The 17,614-nt window shown below is 66.9% G+C and carries 18 protein-coding genes and 2 tRNA genes; 11 read left to right on the forward strand and 9 right to left on the reverse strand.

The features are described 5' to 3' along the window. Positions 1-30 precede the first annotated feature (30 nt). Both lolA and DCN14_RS19195 read left to right on the forward strand, forming a co-directional pair. Positions 31-729, forward strand: a complete 699-nt coding sequence (lolA, locus tag DCN14_RS19190; protein ID WP_096503617.1) for an outer membrane lipoprotein chaperone LolA — start codon at positions 31-33, stop codon at positions 727-729. 174 nt (positions 730-903) lie between these two features. Beyond that, positions 904-2,214, forward strand: a complete 1,311-nt coding sequence (locus DCN14_RS19195) for a replication-associated recombination protein A (protein ID WP_096503619.1) — start codon at positions 904-906, stop codon at positions 2,212-2,214. A gap of 43 nt (positions 2,215-2,257) precedes the next feature. Here the strand turns inward: DCN14_RS19195 and DCN14_RS19200 are convergent, their stop codons facing one another. Beyond that, entirely contained in the window at positions 2,258-2,524 is a 267-nt protein-coding gene (locus DCN14_RS19200; RefSeq protein ID WP_096503621.1) for a DUF2164 domain-containing protein, read from the reverse strand. 250 nt (positions 2,525-2,774) lie between these two features. Here DCN14_RS19200 and serS point away from each other — a divergent pair, with 250 nt between their 5' ends. From serS to DCN14_RS19215, 3 genes are all read left to right on the forward strand, one after another. After that, positions 2,775-4,076: a serine--tRNA ligase gene (gene serS / locus DCN14_RS19205; protein WP_096503623.1), complete on the forward strand. Its 1,302-nt coding sequence runs from the start codon at positions 2,775-2,777 to the stop codon at positions 4,074-4,076. A 130-nt stretch (positions 4,077-4,206) separates the two neighbouring features. Further along, positions 4,207-4,297, forward strand: a tRNA-Ser gene (locus tag DCN14_RS19210). A gap of 202 nt (positions 4,298-4,499) precedes the next feature. Continuing rightward, positions 4,500-6,035 carry a methyl-accepting chemotaxis protein gene (locus DCN14_RS19215; protein WP_096503625.1) on the forward strand — a complete coding sequence of 512 codons (1,536 nt, stop codon included), beginning with the start codon at positions 4,500-4,502 and terminating at the stop codon, positions 6,033-6,035. 44 nt (positions 6,036-6,079) lie between these two features. Here the strand turns inward: DCN14_RS19215 and DCN14_RS19220 are convergent, their stop codons facing one another. Next, a complete protein-coding gene (locus DCN14_RS19220) occupies positions 6,080-7,240 on the reverse strand; it encodes an alkane 1-monooxygenase (RefSeq protein WP_096503627.1) in 1,161 nt (386 codons plus the stop codon). A 674-nt stretch (positions 7,241-7,914) separates the two neighbouring features. Here DCN14_RS19220 and DCN14_RS19225 point away from each other — a divergent pair. The 5 genes from DCN14_RS19225 (at position 7,915) to DCN14_RS19245 (ending at position 11,057) form a co-directional block, all read left to right on the forward strand. Further along, positions 7,915-8,430 (forward strand): GNAT family N-acetyltransferase, encoded by a 516-nt coding sequence (locus DCN14_RS19225; protein ID WP_162826225.1) that lies wholly within the window; start codon positions 7,915-7,917, stop codon positions 8,428-8,430. A gap of 153 nt (positions 8,431-8,583) precedes the next feature. Further along, entirely contained in the window at positions 8,584-9,354 is a 771-nt protein-coding gene (gene minC, locus DCN14_RS19230) for a septum site-determining protein MinC (protein ID WP_096503631.1), read from the forward strand. Positions 9,355-9,413: 59 nt separating this feature from the next. Beyond that, positions 9,414-10,229 carry a septum site-determining protein MinD gene (gene minD / locus DCN14_RS19235; protein ID WP_096503633.1) on the forward strand — a complete coding sequence of 272 codons (816 nt, stop codon included), beginning with the start codon at positions 9,414-9,416 and terminating at the stop codon, positions 10,227-10,229. A gap of 12 nt (positions 10,230-10,241) precedes the next feature. Further along, on the forward strand, positions 10,242-10,496 hold the full coding sequence (gene minE, locus DCN14_RS19240; protein WP_006486661.1) for a cell division topological specificity factor MinE: 255 nt from the start codon (positions 10,242-10,244) through the stop codon (positions 10,494-10,496). A gap of 159 nt (positions 10,497-10,655) precedes the next feature. After that, complete coding sequence (locus tag DCN14_RS19245) at positions 10,656-11,057, forward strand: YXWGXW repeat-containing protein (RefSeq protein ID WP_096503635.1); 402 nt, start codon at positions 10,656-10,658, stop codon at positions 11,055-11,057. Positions 11,058-11,174: 117 nt separating this feature from the next. On the opposite strand, the gene DCN14_RS19250 is transcribed toward DCN14_RS19245, so the two are convergent. Then, complete coding sequence (locus DCN14_RS19250; protein WP_096503776.1) at positions 11,175-12,725, reverse strand: chloride channel protein; 1,551 nt, start codon at positions 12,723-12,725, stop codon at positions 11,175-11,177. 175 nt (positions 12,726-12,900) lie between these two features. On the opposite strand from DCN14_RS19250, the gene waaC reads away from it, so the two are divergent. Then, positions 12,901-13,899, forward strand: coding sequence for a lipopolysaccharide heptosyltransferase I (gene waaC / locus DCN14_RS19255; protein WP_096503637.1), 999 nt, complete (start codon positions 12,901-12,903; stop codon positions 13,897-13,899). A gap of 18 nt (positions 13,900-13,917) precedes the next feature. On the opposite strand, the gene DCN14_RS19260 is transcribed toward waaC, so the two are convergent. The 6 genes from DCN14_RS19260 to DCN14_RS19290 all read right to left on the reverse strand — a co-directional run bounded on the left by DCN14_RS19260 (position 13,918) and on the right by DCN14_RS19290 (position 17,585). Further along, positions 13,918-14,097: a hypothetical protein gene (locus tag DCN14_RS19260; protein WP_096503639.1), complete on the reverse strand. Its 180-nt coding sequence runs from the start codon at positions 14,095-14,097 to the stop codon at positions 13,918-13,920. A gap of 104 nt (positions 14,098-14,201) precedes the next feature. After that, positions 14,202-15,512, reverse strand: coding sequence for an MFS transporter (locus tag DCN14_RS19265; RefSeq protein ID WP_096503641.1), 1,311 nt, complete (start codon positions 15,510-15,512; stop codon positions 14,202-14,204). A gap of 291 nt (positions 15,513-15,803) precedes the next feature. After that, positions 15,804-16,292, reverse strand: a complete 489-nt coding sequence (locus DCN14_RS19275) for an energy transducer TonB (RefSeq protein WP_096503643.1) — start codon at positions 16,290-16,292, stop codon at positions 15,804-15,806. Between the two features lie 208 nt (positions 16,293-16,500). Continuing rightward, complete coding sequence (locus DCN14_RS19280) at positions 16,501-16,794, reverse strand: hypothetical protein (RefSeq protein WP_096503645.1); 294 nt, start codon at positions 16,792-16,794, stop codon at positions 16,501-16,503. Between the two features lie 158 nt (positions 16,795-16,952). Continuing rightward, the gene (locus tag DCN14_RS19285; protein ID WP_096503647.1) at positions 16,953-17,354 is read right to left on the reverse strand and encodes a hypothetical protein; all 402 of its coding nucleotides are present in this window, start codon (positions 17,352-17,354) and stop codon (positions 16,953-16,955) included. Positions 17,355-17,497: 143 nt separating this feature from the next. Further along, a tRNA-Ser gene (locus tag DCN14_RS19290) sits at positions 17,498-17,585 on the reverse strand. Positions 17,586-17,614 lie beyond the last annotated feature (29 nt).

Raw genomic sequence — 17,614 nt, forward strand, 5'->3', positions numbered from 1 at the left:
GCGCCGGCCACCCAGGGAGAAAACCGCATCATGCAGCAACTTTCGTTCGTCCGTTCCCTTCGTTCGACGCGGCGCTGGCTCGGCGCGGCGTTCGCCGGCGCATCGCTGATGCTCGCGGCGACGCACGCGTTCGCGGGCGGCACCGAGCAACTGAAGGCCTTCGTGTCGCAGGTGCGTTCGGCGAAGGGCGATTTCACGCAGCAGATCGTCAAGGCGCCGAGCAAGGCCATGAGTGCCGCGAGCGCCGCGCAAGCCATGCCGAAGCCGACCGACAATTCGAGCGGCACGTTCGTGTTCTCGCGTCCGGGCAAGTTCATCTGGACGTACCAGAAGCCGTACCAGCAAGTGCTGCAGGCCGACGGCGACAAGCTCTACGTGTACGACCGCGACCTGAACCAGGTCACCGAGCGCAAGCTGAACGGCGCACTGGGCGCGAGCCCGGCCGCGATCCTGTTCGGCAGCAACGATCTCGACAAGAACTACACGCTGCGCGATGCAGGCGAGAAGGGTGGCATCGAATGGCTCGAGATGTTGCCGAAGGCGCAGGACACGCAGTTCCAGCGGATCGGCATCGGTTTTCGCAACGGCACGCTCGCGGCGATGGAGCTGCACGACGTGTTCGGTAACGTCACGCTGCTGACGTTCACCAACATCCAGACGAATCCGCCGCTGAAGGGCGATACGTTCAAGTTCGTCGTGCCGAAGGGCGCCGACGTGATCACCGGCTGACCGGCACCGCGCCGTTCTGCTGACAAGGGCCTGCCGGCGACGGCAGGCCCTTGTCGCTTTCGGGCGCGGGCACCGGGCGCGGGCACCAGACGCGGCGGCGGGTTCGCGCGGCTGTCATAATGTCGAGTGCGGCGGCCCGTTCGGCCGCCATTGTTTGATGTGGAGCGAGGGTTCATGTCCGACCTGTTTCAAGTCGAGCCGCGCCGGCCGCTCGCCGAGGCGCTGCGGCCGAAGACGCTCGCCGAGGTGATCGGCCAGACGCATCTGCTGGGCGAAGGCAAGCCGCTGCGGCTCGCGTTCGAATCCGGCAAGCCGCATTCGATGATCCTGTGGGGGCCGCCCGGCGTCGGCAAGACGACGCTCGCGCGCCTCACCGCGCTCGCATTCGACTGCGAGTTCATCGCGCTGTCCGCGGTGCTCGGCGGCGTGAAGGACATCCGCGAGGCGATGGAGCAGGCGAAGGACACGCTGAACCGCACCGGCCGCCACACGATCCTGTTCGTCGACGAGATCCACCGTTTCAACAAGGGGCAGCAGGATGCGTTGCTGCCGTTCGTCGAGTCGGGGCTCGTGACCTTCATCGGTGCGACGACCGAGAACCCGAGCTTCGAGGTCAACTCGGCGCTGTTGTCGCGGGCGCAGGTCTATGTACTGCAGTCGCTGAACGACGACGAGATGCGCCAGTTGCTCACGCGCGCACAGGAAATCGCGCTCGACGGCCTAGCGTTCGACGACAAGGCGATCGACACGCTCATCGGCTACGCGGACGGCGACGCTCGCCGCTTCCTGAACCTGCTCGAGCAGGCGCAGACGGCCGCGTCGTCCGCCCGCGTCACGACGATCGATGCCGATTTCGTCAGCAGCGCGATGACGCTGAACGCGCGGCGCTTCGACAAGGGCGGCGACAATTTCTACGACCAGATTTCGGCGCTGCACAAGTCGGTGCGCGGGTCGAGCCCGGATGGCGCGCTGTACTGGTTCTGCCGGATGATCGACGGCGGCGCGGATCCGAAATATCTCGCGCGGCGGATCGTGCGCATGGCGTGGGAAGACATCGGCCTTGCCGACCCGCGCGCGCTGCAGATGGCGAACGACGCCGCCGCGACCTACGAGCGGCTCGGCTCGCCCGAAGGCGAGCTGGCGCTCGGGCAGGCGGTGATCTATCTCGCGTGCGCGGCAAAGAGCAACGCGGGCTACAACGCATTCAACCAGGCGATGGCGTTCGTGAAGCAGGACAAGTCGCGCGAGGTGCCCGTCCATCTGCGCAATGCGCCGACCAAGCTGATGAAGGAGCTTGGCTACGGCCACGCGTACCGCTACGCGCACGACGAGCCGAACGCGTATGCGGCCGGCGAGACGTATCTGCCGGAAGGCATGCGCGAGCCGCACTGGTACAAGCCGGTGCCGCGCGGGCTCGAGTCGAAGATCGCCGAGAAGCTCGCGTGGCTGCGCGAGCTCGATCGCGAGGCTGGCAAGAAGGGCTGACCGGCCGCGCATGGTCCGACGGCCGGCGCTGCCCGGGGTGCGTCTAGCGCTTGCGGCCCGGCTGTTTCTTCCAGTACCCGAACGGCTCCTCGTGGCATTCGATGTCGAGCTCCGCGACCCGTGCGTGCAGGCGCTCCTGCGCATCGGCGATCGCGAGGTTGTAGATCGCCGGTGCGATTTCCTCGACGAAGAAGTGCAGCAGTGCGCCGGCCTGGATGTTGCCGATCGGCTCGTCCATGTTTTCCGTGAAATAGCGTTGCAGCGACGCGATTGCGCGGTCGCGAACATCCTTGTCCAGTTCGATGCCCATCGTGTTCCTCGGGTGACGGTGATGCGAAAGCGGATGCGTTGCCCGCCGCACTGCGCCGGGCCGGCGCGGCTGTTGCGCGCTTCGCGGTGGCGCCGTGCGATGCGATCCGCCGGCCGCCGACGCACGGGCCGGCTACGCGATACTGCCACGCTGATCGCCTGTTTGCGGCATTGTCCGTCCGGCCAGTGCCGTGGCGGCCCCGCGGTGCGTTAGAATTCCCGTCCTACACAACGATTTTCCAAGTCCTCCCATGCTCGACATCCAGTTGCTGCGCAAAGACCTCGACGGCGTCGCCAAGCGCCTCGCCGATCGCGGCTACACCCTCGACGTCGCCGCGTTCTCCGCTCTCGAAGCGGAACGCCGCGCGATCCAGACCCGTACCGAAGAGCTCCAGGCGCGCCGCAACAGCCTGTCGAAGCAGATCGGCGCGATGAAGGGGAAGGGCGAGGACACGTCGGCCGTGATGGCCGAAGTCGGCGGGATCGGCGACGAGATGAAGGCGGGCGAAGCCAAGCTCGGCGAAATCCAGACGCGCCTGTCCGACCTGATGCTGGGCATGCCGAACATCGCGCACGACAGCGTGCCGGTCGGCAAGGACGAGGCCGACAACGTCGAGGTGCGCCGCTGGGGCACGCCGCGCCAGTTCGACTTCGAGGTGAAGGATCACGTCGACGTCGGCACGCCGCTCGGTCTCGATTTCGAAACCGGCGCGAAGCTCGCCGGCGCGCGCTTCACGATGCTGCGCGGCTCGATTGCCCGTCTGCACCGCGCGCTCGCGCAGTTCATGCTCGATACGCACACGCAGCAGCACGGCTACAGCGAGACGTATACGCCGTACATCGTGAACCCCGAGATCCTGTACGGCACGGGCCAGTTGCCGAAGTTCGCGGACGACATGTTCCGTGTCGAGAAGGGCGGCGCCGAGAACACGATCACGCAATACCTGATCTCCACGTCGGAAATTTCGCTGACGAACACCGTTCGCGAATCGATCGTCGAAGGCTCCGCGCTGCCGATCAAGCTCACCGCGCATTCACCGTGCTTTCGCTCGGAAGCGGGCTCGTACGGCCGCGACACGCGCGGGATGATTCGCCAGCACCAGTTCGACAAGGTCGAAATGGTGCAGGTCGTCGCGCCGGACGCGTCGTATGCGGCGCTCGACGAGATGGTCGGCCACGCGGAAGCGATCCTGCAGAAGCTCGGCCTGCCGTACCGCGTGATCACGCTGTGCACGGGCGACATGGGTTTCTCCGCCGCGAAGACGTTCGACCTCGAAGTGTGGCTGCCCGCGCAGAACACCTATCGCGAGATCTCGAGCTGCTCGAACACCGAGGCGTTCCAGGCGCGCCGGATGCAGGCGCGTTTCCGCAACGCGCAGGGCAAGCCGGAACTCGTGCACACGCTGAACGGTTCGGGCCTCGCGGTCGGCCGTACGCTCGTCGCGGTGCTGGAGAACTACCAGAACGCGGACGGTTCGGTCACGGTGCCGGAGGCGCTGCGTTCGTACATGGGCGGCATGGAGCGTATCGATGCGCCTGCGCAGGCGTCGTGAGATTGCCGAACGATCGGCTTTCGAGGGCCCGGCAAAAAATTTGCAAAAAGGGCTTGTGAGTTTCGAAGAGATCGTTCTATAATCTTTTCTTTCCCGGAAACGACCAGCCGGGAAATGAAGCAGCAAGGAAGGAGAGGTGGCAGAGTGGTCGAATGTACCTGACTCGAAATCAGGCGTACGGTTTCCCCGTACCGTGGGTTCGAATCCCACCCTCTCCGCCAAAATACGAAGCCCCGTGATCCGAAAGGATCACGGGGCTTTTCGTTTGGGTCGCCCGGTGGGGCCGCCGCGCGTCGCAATTCGGCCGACGTGATCGCAGCGCGTCACCTCTTCAGCTTCAGCCTTCGCATCGCGCGCCGTTAACACGGGGCGGCGGCGGGCGTCTTCCTGCGCCGTCGCCGTTTCCCGTCGATTCAAGGTCCCATGAAGCTGAGCTACAAGATTCCCCTCGCATTCGCCGTTGCGCTGCTGCTGATGTTGTGCGGCGCGCTGTACGGTATCCGCATCCTCAACCAGTCGATCGATACGTTCGCGAACGACGTGCAGACGCACGTTGCCGATGAGCGGCTCGTGTCGGCGACGCTCGTGCAGTTCAAGCTGCAGGTTCAGGAATGGAAGGACACGCTGCTGCGCGGCAAGCAGCCCGACAAACTGGACACATACTGGCAGGCATTCCAGACGCGCGAGCGCACGGTCGATACGCTCGCCGCGCAGCTCGTCAACCGGTTGCCGCCCGGCCAGAGCCGTACGCTCGTCGAGCAGTTCATGCGTGCGCATGCGGCGATGGGCGACGGCTATCGCCGCGGTTTCGACGCGTTCAAGGCATCGGGCTTCGATCCGACGGCAGGCGATGCGGCGGTGGCGGGCGTCGATCGCGCGCCGGCCGCGCTGCTCGAGCGTGCCGCGAAGGCGATCGCCGACGAGAGCGCTACCGTGTCGGCCCACGCGAGCCGCGACGCGCAGCACGCGAGCGCGGCGAGTGTCGTGCTGATGTTGATCGTGCTCGGTGTCGCGATGATCGGCGCGTTCCTGTTCAGTCGCGCGATCCTGCGGCCGCTCGATCGCGCGGTTGCCTGTGCGCAGGCGGTGGCGGGCGGCGACCTGACGCGCGACGTCGATGCCGCAGGCCGTGACGAGATCGCCGACCTGCTGCGCGCGTTGCAGGCGATGCAGGCGAGCCTGTCGGGCGTCGTGCACGAAGTGCGCTCGCATGCCGAGTCCGTCGCGGCGGCGAGCGCGCAGATCGCGTCGGGCAATCACGACCTGTCGGCGCGCACCGAGGCGCAGGCTGCGTCGCTCGAGGAAACCGCGGCCAGCCTGGCCGAGCTGACCGGCGTCGTTCGCCAGTCGGCCGAGCACGCGACGCATGCGGCGCAGCTCGCGCGCGATGCGTCGGGCATGGCGTCCGCGGGCGGCAGCGTGATGGCGCAGGCGGTCGACACGATGAGCGGGATTGCCGACAGCGCGGCGAAGGTCGGCGAGATCATCGCGGTGATCGACGGCATCGCATTCCAGACCAACATCCTCGCGTTGAACGCGGCCGTCGAGGCGGCGCGTGCCGGGCAACAGGGGCGCGGCTTCGCGGTCGTCGCGGCCGAGGTGCGCACGCTCGCGCAGCGCAGCGCGGCTGCCGCGAAAGAGATCAAGGCACTGATCGGGCAGTCGACGCAGCGCGTCGATGCGGGCGCCGCGCTGATCGGCCGCGCGGGCGAATCGATACGGGAGATCGTCGGAGCGGTGCAGCGGGTCACGACGATCGTCGGCGATATCTCGTCCGCATCGCAGGAGCAAAGCGGCGGTATCCAGCAGGTGAACATCGCGGTCACGCAGATGGATGAAGCGACGCAGCGCAACGCCGCGCTGGTCGAGCAGGCGTCGGCCGCGACGCAGGCGCTGGCCGAACAGGCGAGTGCGCTGCGGCAGGCGGTAGCCGTGTTCAGGCTGCCGCAAGCCGCGTAACGGCATCGCCGGCGAGCGCGGGAGCTTCGTCGTGCCGCGTTGCCTTATGCCGCGGCCGGATACTGCGCGAGCACGCGGTCGCGGATCGACGGCTTGATGTTCGACTGCGCCATGTTGCCGCCGTAGTGCGCGACGACGCGCGGATTCATCACGCGATACCAGAGCGGCGGCACGTACGCGAACAGGATCATCGTCGCGTAGCCGGCCGGCAGTTGCGGCGAATCGTCGAAGTGGCGCAGCGCCTGGTACGAGCGGGTCGGGTTCGCGTGATGGTCGGCGTGGCGCTGCAACTGGTACAGGAACAGGTTCGTGACGACGTGATTGCTGTTCCACGAATGCTGCGGCGTGCAGCGCTCGTAACGGCCGTTCGGCAGCTTGCGGCGGCCGAGGCCGTAGTGCTCGACGTAATTGACGACTTCGAGCAGCGACGCACCGTAGACGGCCTGGATCACGAGGAACGGGATCACGATCCTGCCGGCCATCGCGATTGCGATGGCCCACACGACGACGGTCATCGCCCACGCGTGCAGCACCTCGTTGCGCCAGCTCCACGGCGAATGCCCGAGCCGCTCGAGGCGCGCCTTTTCGAGTCGCCACGCCGAGCGGATGCTGCCGGTCACCGTGCGCGGCAGGAACGCCCAGAACGATTCGCCGTAGCGCGCGCTTGCCGGATCCTCGGCCGTCGCGACGCGCACGTGATGGCCGCGGTTGTGTTCGACGAAGAAATGCCCGTACGCGACGGGCGCGAGCGTGATCTTCGCGAGCCAGCGCTCGAAGCGGTTGGTCTTGTGGCCGAGTTCGTGCGCGGTGTTGATCGAGATGCCCGTCGCGGCGCCGAGCGACAGCGCGAAGCCGACGTAGTCGTACCACGTGAGCGCATGCGTGCCGACGATCCACACGCAGGTGAAGAACGCGACGTATTCGACGAGTGTCGCGAGGTAGACGATGAAGCGGTAGTAGCGCTCCCGTTCGAGCTGCGGGACGACGGTTTCGGGCGGATTGTCCCGATCGTCGCCGATCAGCGTGTCGAGGACCGGAATCACGCCGAATGCGAACAACGGCCCGAACCACCAGAACACGTGCAGTCCCGTCGCAAGCGCGAGCTGGGCCGCGAGGATCGGCAGCGTGATCGTCAGCGCGCCGAGGAGCCACAGATAACGTTTGCCATCCGACCAGTTCGAGGCCGATCCGTCCGTCATTGCCATTGTCTCCCTCCTTTGGACCGCCTCCGGCGCGCAGGGGCGCCGGGCGGCCGCATGTCTGTCGCCGTTCGAATCGTCGTCGGTGCGCGACACTGCGCGCGGCCCTGGATCGGAAGTCCGGTTGTGCCAGTTATACGACCGTCGCGCACGCTTTCCAAACCCCGGCGCTAGGCATGAAACTCCAAACGGCGGGTTGCGCGGGACGCAGGTGGGGAGGGGCCGGCAGCGGGTGATTGAAACAGCGCGACACGAGCCGGATCGGCTCGCACGGCCCGGGTTCTGGTCTGACGAATACGCGAACCACACGGGTGAGTTTTCCGGCTTCGTGCATCGCAACGAATGTTGCGATGCAATAATCGGCGTGCGGCAGCGCGTTGTAGACCCTCGCTGACGGATACATATATTACGATCCATTACGGGCCGGGCGGCGAAATACCGGACGCTCGCCGCGCGAATGTCCTGCACGACAAAGGCGAGCGGGGTGACATGTCCGGATCGCACTTCGGACTCGCGCGCTTCGCAGCCGATCGACGCACGAATGCTGCACCTGCACACCCGTGCGGGCGGCGTTGCCTGCCGCCTTTTGATTCGCGCTGCCATTTGAAAATAACGATTTGACTCATGCCCCGCTTTCGGTTGAAGCTAATAACTTGCTGTCCGAAGGGGGCTGTGCCTGCATGAGTTCGACCTTGACCGTTCGTCGTATCGCTGCCGACCAGGGTGGCGTGTATCGCGAACTCCGCGCCGCATCGCTGCGTGAGCCCTACGCGCCCGGTGAAGCGCCGGAGGCCGAATTGCTGAACGTCGATTCCGACGCGGCGGCGGCCATCGCCGCGCTGCGCGCCGCATCCGACGAGTCGACGACTTTCCTGCTTTACACCGAAGGCCATCCGGCCGGCATGATCGGCGCGTATTTCGACAATACGCCCGAGCGGCGCGCGTTCGTCAGCGAGCTGTGGGTCGCGCACGCAGTGCGCCATCTGCGCGGCGGCGTGCTCCTGCTCGAAACGGCCACCGGGTGGCTGGCCGAACGCGGTGCGCAGGACGTCTACGCATGGATCGCCGATGCGAACCGCAACGCGATCCGTTTCTACGAGCGCGCGGGTTTCGGCAATACCGGCGAGCATGCGCCGATCGCGCGGATGCCCGGCGCGATGAAGTCGCTGTTCGTGTCGCGCGTGAACACGCCCTGACGGATGAACGCGCGGGCCGCCCGGCGCGCTCAACGCCTTGCCGCGCGCCGGCCCGGCCTGCCGGCGGTGTGTTCGCCGCCACCCAAGTCCCAAAAATAATGGCTGTACGCGTGGACGCCTGTAAAATACGCAAAAATTTTTTGCAGAGTGTCCATGTCGCTTAAAAAATCGCCATTCTTCGAGCTGCGCAGCGGATCGGTCGATACGTTGTTGTTCACCGTGAAGACGACCGATCTCGATGCGTTGCGTGCCGAACTGGTCAAGCGCTTCGAAGCGACTCCCGAGTTTTTCGCCGATGATGTCGTCGCGATCGACGTCCGCCGCCTCGCGGACGGCGAACGCGTCGCGCTCGCCGACATCCGCAAGATGCTGAACGACGTGCGGATGCGACCGGTGGGCGTTGTGGCGCTGCCGGCGCAGGGCTGGGCGGCAACTGCCGGCCTGCCGTTGCTCGAAGCGCGCGATCGCCGCGTGTCGGCCGCGAAACCGGTCGAGGAAGCGGAGCCGGTGCCCGTCGTCGAGGCGCCCGCTGCTGCGGCGGCGGCCGAATCGGCGTCCGAGCCTGCTCCGACGCCGATTCAGGCCGGCGGCCAGACGCTGGTGATCGACCGGCCGCTGCGTTCGGGACAGCAGATTTACGCGAAAGGAGACCTCGTGGTGCTCGCGCCGGTCAGTCACGGCGCCGAGATCATCGCGGAAGGCAATATCCACATCTACGCGCCGTTGCGCGGCCGCGCACTCGCGGGCGTGCACGGCAATCACGACGCGCGCATTTTCTGCACGTGTCTCGAACCGGAACTGATTTCGATCGCGGGTATCTATCGAACAACCGAGAACCCGTTGCCCGCCGAGATATTGGGCAAATCGGTGCAGATCCGGCTCGAAGAGGAAAAACTGATGATCGAACCGCTGCGCCTGACGTGATTCACGCGGCACGCTCCGGATCGATCGGCTCTCATTGACGAACACAGGGTATTGGGTAAATGGCAAAAATCATCGTGGTGACCTCGGGCAAGGGCGGCGTGGGCAAGACGACGACGAGCGCGAGCTTCGCGTCCGGCCTCGCGCTGCTCGGCCACAAGACGGCCGTGATCGACTTCGACGTCGGCCTGCGCAACCTCGATCTCATCATGGGCTGCGAGCGTCGCGTCGTGTACGACCTCGTGAACGTGATCCAGGGCGAAGCGAACCTGAACCAGGCGCTGATCAAGGACAAGAAGTGCGAGAACCTGTTCATCCTGCCGGCGTCGCAGACGCGCGACAAGGATGCGCTCACGCGTGACGGCGTCGAGAAGGTGCTGAACGATCTGGTTGCGATGGACTTCGAATACATCGTCTGCGATTCGCCGGCCGGTATCGAGGCGGGTGCGCTGCACGCGATGTACTTCGCGGACGAAGCGCTGATCGTGACGAACCCGGAAGTGTCGTCGGTGCGCGACTCGGACCGCATTCTCGGCATCCTGTCGTCGAAGACCAAGCGCGCGACCGAAGGCAAGGATCCGATCAAGGAACACCTGCTGATCACGCGTTACAGCCCGAAGCGCGTGAGCGAAGGCGAGATGCTGTCGCTCGAGGACATCAGCGAGATCCTGCGCATCAAGCTGATCGGCGTGGTGCCGGAATCGGAAGCCGTGCTGCATGCATCGAACCAGGGTCTGCCGGCCGTGCATCTCGACGGCACCGATGTCGCCGAGGCATACAAGGACATCGTTGCGCGCTTCGTCGGCGAAGACAAGCCGCTGCGTTTCACCGAATACCAGAAGCCGGGCCTGCTGCAGCGCCTCTTCGGCAGCAAGTAACGGAGGTCGCTCATGTCCATCCTTTCGTTTCTCCTCGGCGAGAAGAAGAAATCCGCGTCGGTCGCGAAGGAGCGCCTGCAGCTCATCATCGCGCACGAGCGGGTCGGTGGCCGGCCGCCGGCCGATTACCTGCCGGCGCTGCAGAAGGAGCTGGTCGCGGTCATCTCGAAGTACGTCCATATTTCGAACGATGACATCCGCGTGAGCCTCGAGCGCCAGGACGATCTCGAAGTGCTCGAAGTCAAGATCGAGATTCCGCAAGCCTGACCCTTGCCGTGTCCCACCGCACGGCGGCACATGCCGCCGTGCGCGTCTTACGCCCTGTTGCACTTTCGGGCACGCCGTAACACGGCCCTTGTCGGCCGTCAGCCGTCCTCCCGCATTGAACGAATACGCCCGCGTCAATTGTTCAATCAGGAGGTTGTGATGGCTGTCTCTACCGTTCAACGTCGTATCGTCTCGCTCACGCTGTTCGCCGCGGGCCTGTCAGCCGTTGCCGCACCGCTCGCCGCGCGCGCGGACGAGATCATCGTCGGCGCGCCGGTGCAGGTGCAGTCGGCCCGAATGGTCGTCGCCGAGCCCGTGGCCCTGCGCACCGGGGAAGTCGTCGTCGTCGCGCCGAATGCGCCGCCGCCCGTGCGCTACGAGGTCGTGCCGGCGACACGCGTCGGCTATGTGTGGGAGCGCGGCCACTGGCGCTGGGATCATGGCCGCTACGTATGGATCGGCGGTCACTGGGAAGCCGAGCGCGTCGGCATGCACTGGGTGCCGGGCCATTGGGATCAGCGCGGCCCGAACTGGTTCTGGACACGTGGCCACTGGGCTTGACGGAGGGCGTGCGATGAAACGAACCGCAATCGCCATCGCGCTCGTCGCGATCACGCTGGCCGGCTGCATCGTCGTGCCGGCCCGTCCCGTCTACTACCGGCCGGCGCCGGTGGTGATCTACTGAGCGTCGCGCGGGCCCGGCTGTGCCGGGCCATGCGTGTCCGGCGCAGCCGGCGCGTCGTCGTGCGTCGTCGCTGGCGTGCTCACCGCGCCGTTGTCGTGTGCCCGGGCGTCCGCCTCGCCGCCATTTTCGTCGCGCAGCGTATCGAGCGGATCGGCGGGCGCGGCGTCCGCATCCTGCGGCTCGGTGACGCTGCTCGCAGCCGCCGGCGCTGCCGTAGCGGCAGCGGCTTGCGCAGCGGCCGCGGGCGGTGCGAGATAGCGCTGCGCCAGCGTTTCGTACAGCGGCGGCGCGAAGAAGCGTGCCATGCGGCTCGACACGAGCGCGGTGGCCATCAACGAAATCACGAGCGCGTGGCCGTTGATCATCTCCATCACGATCACGAACGACGTGATCGGCGACTGCGTGACCGCCGCGAGGTAGCCGACCATCGCGAGCGCGATCAGCATCGGCAGGCTCATGTCGCCGAACACGAGGTGCAGCAGGTTGCCGAAGCCGGCGCCGATCGACAGCGACGGTGCGAAGATCCCGCCCGGAATGCCCGGCAGGTACGACGCGACCATCGACACCATCTTCAGGAACGGATAGAACGCCGAAAGCCGTTCATGGCCGTCGAGCAGGCCGCGTGCTTCGGCATAGCCGCTGCCGAACGTCGTGCCGCCCGACACGATGCCGACGACGGCGATCACGAAGCCGCACAGCGCCGCGAATGCGATCGGGCGCTCGCGATACAGGCCGAGCACGCGTGCGGGCAGCCAGCGTCCCGTGTTGAGCAGCAGCCAGCTGAAGAGGCCGCCGGCGATCCCCGTGACGATCGCGGTGACGAGCACGGCGACCGCGAGCATCTTCGGAAAATGCTGGCCGGCGTCGATCGTGCCGAAATACGTGTAGTTGCCGTTCAGCCCGAGCGCGACGACACCGGCGAGGATGATCGCGGTGATCAGCACGCCGCTTGCGCGCGCGGAGAAGCTGCGGGTCAGCTCTTCGATCGCGAACACGATCCCGGCCAGCGGCGTATTGAATGCCGCCGACAGGCCGGCGGCGGCGCCGGCGAGCACGAGCTGCCGCTCGATCTGCGCATTGGAGCGCGGGTAGAAGCGCCTCAGGTTGAACATCAGCGCGGCACCGACCTGCACGGTCGGCCCTTCACGGCCGATCGTGAAGCCGCCGAGGATGCCCATGAACGAGATCAGCACCTTGCCGAACAGGATGCGCAGCGTCAGCAGGCGTGCGCCGAACGCGCTGGGGCGCGCATGCAGCGTCGCGATGACCTGCGGGATGCCGCTGCCCTCCGCACCCCGAAAGAAGCGGCGCGTAAGCCATGCCGACGCCGCGGCGATCGCCGGCGTCAACACCAGCGGCAGCCACGCGGCGTGGTCGCGCATCGTGCGAAACGTGTCGTAGCCCCAGTCGATCAGCCGCGCGTACAGCACGGCCGCGAGACCCACGGCGATCGCGCCGAGCCAGAAGACGCCGTACTGGCGCCAGATCCGCACCGAGCGGCGGGTGAGAGCGGGAAACAGGGCGGGAAGGGCGGGGCGGGGCATCGGCGACGGGCCGGCGGACAAAAAGGGCATTATAAAAAGAACCGGATGCGCATGGGCGCTCGACAAATTTTCACGAAAACGATGCACTTTGTTGCAAATGTAATGGCGATGTAATGCCTTTGGGTGGGCAGCGTCGTTAGCATGCCGAAATGGCATGCTCCTCCCCACAGGAAACGTGAAACGCATCCTTATCGTGAAAGTGACGTCGCTCGGCGATGTCGTCCAGACGCTGCCGGTCGTCGCGGATCTCCACCGGGCTTTTCCGGGCGTGACGGTCGATTGGGCCGTCGACGAGTCGTGTGCCGAAGTCGTGCGCTGGCATCCGGGCGTGAGCCACGTGCTCTGCGCGCCGCTGCGGCGGTTCAAGAAGCGCCGGAACCGCGGCGACCTGAAGGCGATCTCGGCATCGATCGGGGCGCTGCGCGCGCACCGGTACGACGCCGTCATCGACCTGCACGGCGTCTACAAGAGCGCGATCATTTCGGCGTTCGCGCGGGCCGCCCGCCGGGTCGGCTATCAAACCCAGGATCTCGGCGAGACGGGTGCGCGCTTTGCGTATTCGCATCGCTTCGGCCCGCGCCCGGACTGCGACGCGTGGCACGGCATGCGCGTCAGCGCCGGCGAGGCGCTCGGCTATGTCCCCGAAGGGATCGCTGCATACGGCATCGTGGCGCCGCAGGACACGAGCCTGCCGGCCGCCGTGACCGACGGCGCGCCGTTCATGCTGCTGTTTCATGCGACATCCAATCCGGACAAGAAATGGCCGGCCGACCACTGGGCCGCGCTGGCCATGCAGATGATGGCGCGCGGCGTGCGCGTGCTGGTGCCGTGGGGCTCGGCCGCCGAACACGACGACGCCCAGGACATCGCCGCACGGGCCCCGGGCGCGGTCGTGCTGCCCGCGATGTCGGTGCGGGAACTGGGCGCGGCGATCGGCCGGGCCGCGCTCGTAGTGGGGGTCGATACCGGATTCGTGCACATGGCGCACGCGCTGCGGCGGCCGACCGTGATGATTTTCGTCGCGACGTCGCGCCACCACTGCGGTATCGGCGGCGCGCCGAATGCGCTGTCGATCGGCGAGCCGGGCACGGTGCCGTCCGTTGCGCAGGCGCTGGACGCAATCGATACGGTCGGTCCGGCCTACGATGCGCGCCCCGTGGCGCTGACGGCCTGACGAAGCCGCGGTGCCGGTTCAGGCCAGCAGCGCCTCGACCGTGATGACCGCGGCGATGGCCGCCATGTTCGCGAGCAGTGCCTCGAACAGCAGGCCGCGCCAGGTTTTGGGCCGGAAGCGCAGCGCGAGCAACAGCGCGCCACCCAGCGCGAGCGCGAGGATCAGGACGAGGTCGGCGTTGTCGAGGCGGATATTCATCGCGGCGGCTCCTTCGGGAAGGGATCCCGGGGGCGCACGGCGGCGCCCCCTGAATCGAGTATAAGCAGCGCCGGCCGCCGCACAACCCGGGTCGTCCCCGACGCTCAGAGCAGCGACGAGTCGCGGGTTTCGCGCATCAGCAGCACGCCGATCAGGCTGATCGCCGCCGCCACCGACACGTAGCCGCCCACCCACGACAATCCGCCGCGCGCGGCGAGCAGTTGCGCGATGTACGGCGCGATCGACGCGCCGAGGATCCCGCCGAGGTTGTACGCGACGCCCGCGCCCGTATAGCGGACGTTGGTCGGGAACAGTTCCGGCAGCAGCGCGCCCATCGGCGCGAACGTCACGCCCATCAGGAACAGCTCCAGCGTCAGGAACAGCGCGACGAGCGGCATCGAGCCGCTGCCGAGCAGCGGTTCCATCGCGAAACCGGACAGCAGCGCGGCGATTGCACCCACCACCAGCACCGGCTTGCGGCCGAAGCGGTCGGAGGCCCAGGCCGACAACGGCGTCGCGAGCCCCATGAACACGACGGCGAGACACAGCAGGCCGAGGAAGCTCTGGCGCGGAATATGCAGCGCCGACACGCCGTACGACAGCGAGAACACCGTCGAGATATAGAACAGCGTGTAGCAGACGACCATCGCGAGCGCGCCGAGCAGCGTCGGCTGCCAGTGTTGCGAGATGAGCGTCGCGACCGGCACGCGCACGCGTTCGTTGCGATCGAGCGCGGCCTGGAAGGCGGGCGTCTCGGTGATCTTCAGCCGCACGTACAGGCCGAGCGCGACGAGCACCGCGCTGACGAGGAACGGGATGCGCCAGCCCCAACTGCGGAATTGATCGTCGGACAACGACAGCGCGAGTGCGAAGAACAGCCCGTTCGACATCAGGAAGCCGACCGACGGCCCCAACTGCGGGAACATGCCGAACCAGCCGCGCTTGCCTTGCGGCGCGTGCTCGGTCGCGAGCAGCGCCGCGCCGCCCCATTCGCCGCCGAGGCCGATCCCCTGGCCGAAGCGCAGCACGCACAGCAGCACCGGTGCGAGTGCGCCGATCGTGTCGTAGCCGGGCACGAAGCCGATCGCGGTGGTCGATACGCCCATTACCAGCAGCGACGCGACGAGCGTCGATTTGCGGCCGATGCGGTCGCCGAAGTGGCCGAACAGGAACGAGCCGATCGGCCGCGCGATGAACGCGATGCCGAACGTGACGAATGCCGACAGCGCCTGTGCGGTCGCGGAGCCGTGCGGGAAGAACACGGGGCCGATGACGAGTGCCGCGGCGGTTGCGTAGACGTAGAAATCGTAGAACTCGATCGCGGTGCCGATGAAGCTCGCGAACACGATGCGCCGGTGGCTGACGGCGCCGGCCGAACCGGTTGCGTGCGCAACGGCCGGGGGGGATGCGGACATGGAAGTCTCCGTTTTGTCGTTGGGGCGGTCGGCTGATGCGTCCGAGCAGGCGGGGCGCCTGCCGGGAGCGGCCGAACGGATGAAGCAAGTGGCGGCATGGACGCGCGCCGTGGCGCGTACGTCACCCGCCGGTCGACGATGGAGACGGATAGGTCGCCCCGCCCGGTGCCGGCGTGGTCGGTTCGCTTGCCGGGTGCGGCGCGCGAACGCGCGCGCGGCAGGATGGCCGCGCGATTGCGGAAAATTATAGCCAGCGCCGCTGCATAGCGGCAATCGCAGGCGGGCGAGGGGTCAGTCGAGCGACTGCGCCTGCGCCGACGCCGTACTCTGCAATTGGAACCGGCCGTCGTCGTTGAAGAGCCAGCCTTCCATCATCTCGATCCGGCCGTTGCCGTCGAGCAGTTTCGACGGCGGCGGCGGCAGCGGTGCCGAGCGGCGCAGCGATGCGAGCGCGAGCGCTTCGGCCTCGCTGTCGCCATTGCTGCGATAGACGGATGCGTTGACGAGGCGGCCACTGCGGTCGACGGTGAACGAGACGACGACGAGCGAGCGCAGCATCGCCTGCGGCGTCCCGTGCGACATGCCGGACGGATTGCGCTCGGCGACGCGCTGCGCGACTTCCACGCGATACTGGTCGATGCTCGCGCTGCGGGTAACCGACGGAATCGTCAGGATCGAGTGCAGCGATGGCGGTGTAATCGTGCAGGCGGCAAGCATGGCTGCGGCGACCAGCACGGCGACACGCGGCCGGTCGAGGTTCGGACGGGGAAGTGGGCGCATGGGACGATCGCCGGCGGGTGACTATAAAAAAATGATAGGCGTGCCGACGCCGCGCGATATCGGGAGAAACGCATAACGCACGGCCGGTAACGTCGCGATCGCTGATGACGACGCTGCCCGGCGCAGCCGGTGTGCGCTGCAATGTGACGCGACATATGACGGTGCGGGCGTGACGCGCACCGGCGATGCGTGCATGCGGTCGGCCCCGTCAGTAGCCGTGCGTCACGAGTGCGAGCACCGACAGGTCGGGATGCGTGCCGTCGATGATGCTCTTGCCGAGGTGTACGGCTTCGTGGACGGCTTCGTCGATGCTCGCGAAGCTTTCCTCGCCGTCCGCGTGGAACGGCACCGCATGCCCGGGCAGCGCGGGATTCGCGCCCGGATGGCATACGTAGCCGGTGTAGGTGTAGCGCGTGTCGCTGCCGGGGGCGGTGCCCGGCACGACATGGATCTCGAAACCTTCGTAATCGACGTGTTCCGTCGGGGTCGACAGTTCGGTCATGGCGATCTCCGTGTGCCGCACGCACGGATGGCGCGAGCGGCATCGAGTACGCGGCGGCGGTCGTGTCGCCGTGCTGATCGAATTCTAGGCGATGGCGGCGCGGCCCGTGAGGCTTGCGCGCATCGCCTGCGGCAACGTCGAGCGTGCCGTGTCGCGCCTTACCGCGTGCAGCGTGCGTCCTTGCGCTGCACGACGAGGATCACGGGATACTTCTCGCCGTGATCGAGTTCCACCGGTGCGACGACGGTGAGCGTCGCCGGATCGGAATCGTCGTACACGCTGACCTGTTCGTTGCGGATATAGGTCACGCCGGTGCAGTTCGACGCGCGCCCGTCATCCGACACCTTGCACTGGATCTCGTTGTCTTTCAGGTAGTTGTACGGCGTCGGGCTCGCGAGGTATTCGCGCAGGCTGCGCGGCGAGCCGCCGACGCCCTTCACGTACGCGATCGCGCACGACGGCGTTTGCGCGTCGCTGGCGGCCGCGGTATCGGCCGCGGTCGCATGCATGCTCGCGGCGGCCAGCAGGGCGACGAACGACGAGGCGATGTAGGACTTCATGGCGGGGGTTCCCGTTTCGCGAATCGGAGCGCCGGATTGTAACGGCATCCGGCGGGGCGCGTCGGAACGCAGGGGGAGGGATGCGCGCGCGGGCAAACAAAAACCCCGTCATTCGATGAATGGACGGGGTTTGGCGAACTGCCTGGCGGAAGCGGTGAGATTCGAACTCACGGACAGTTTCCCGTCGCCGGTTTTCAAGACCGGTGCCTTAAACCGCTCGGCCACGCTTCCACACGAGGCGGCATTGTAACCGAAATGCC

Source organism: Burkholderia sp. IDO3 (assembly GCF_003366075.1).
Classification (GTDB): domain Bacteria; phylum Pseudomonadota; class Gammaproteobacteria; order Burkholderiales; family Burkholderiaceae; genus Burkholderia; species Burkholderia anthina.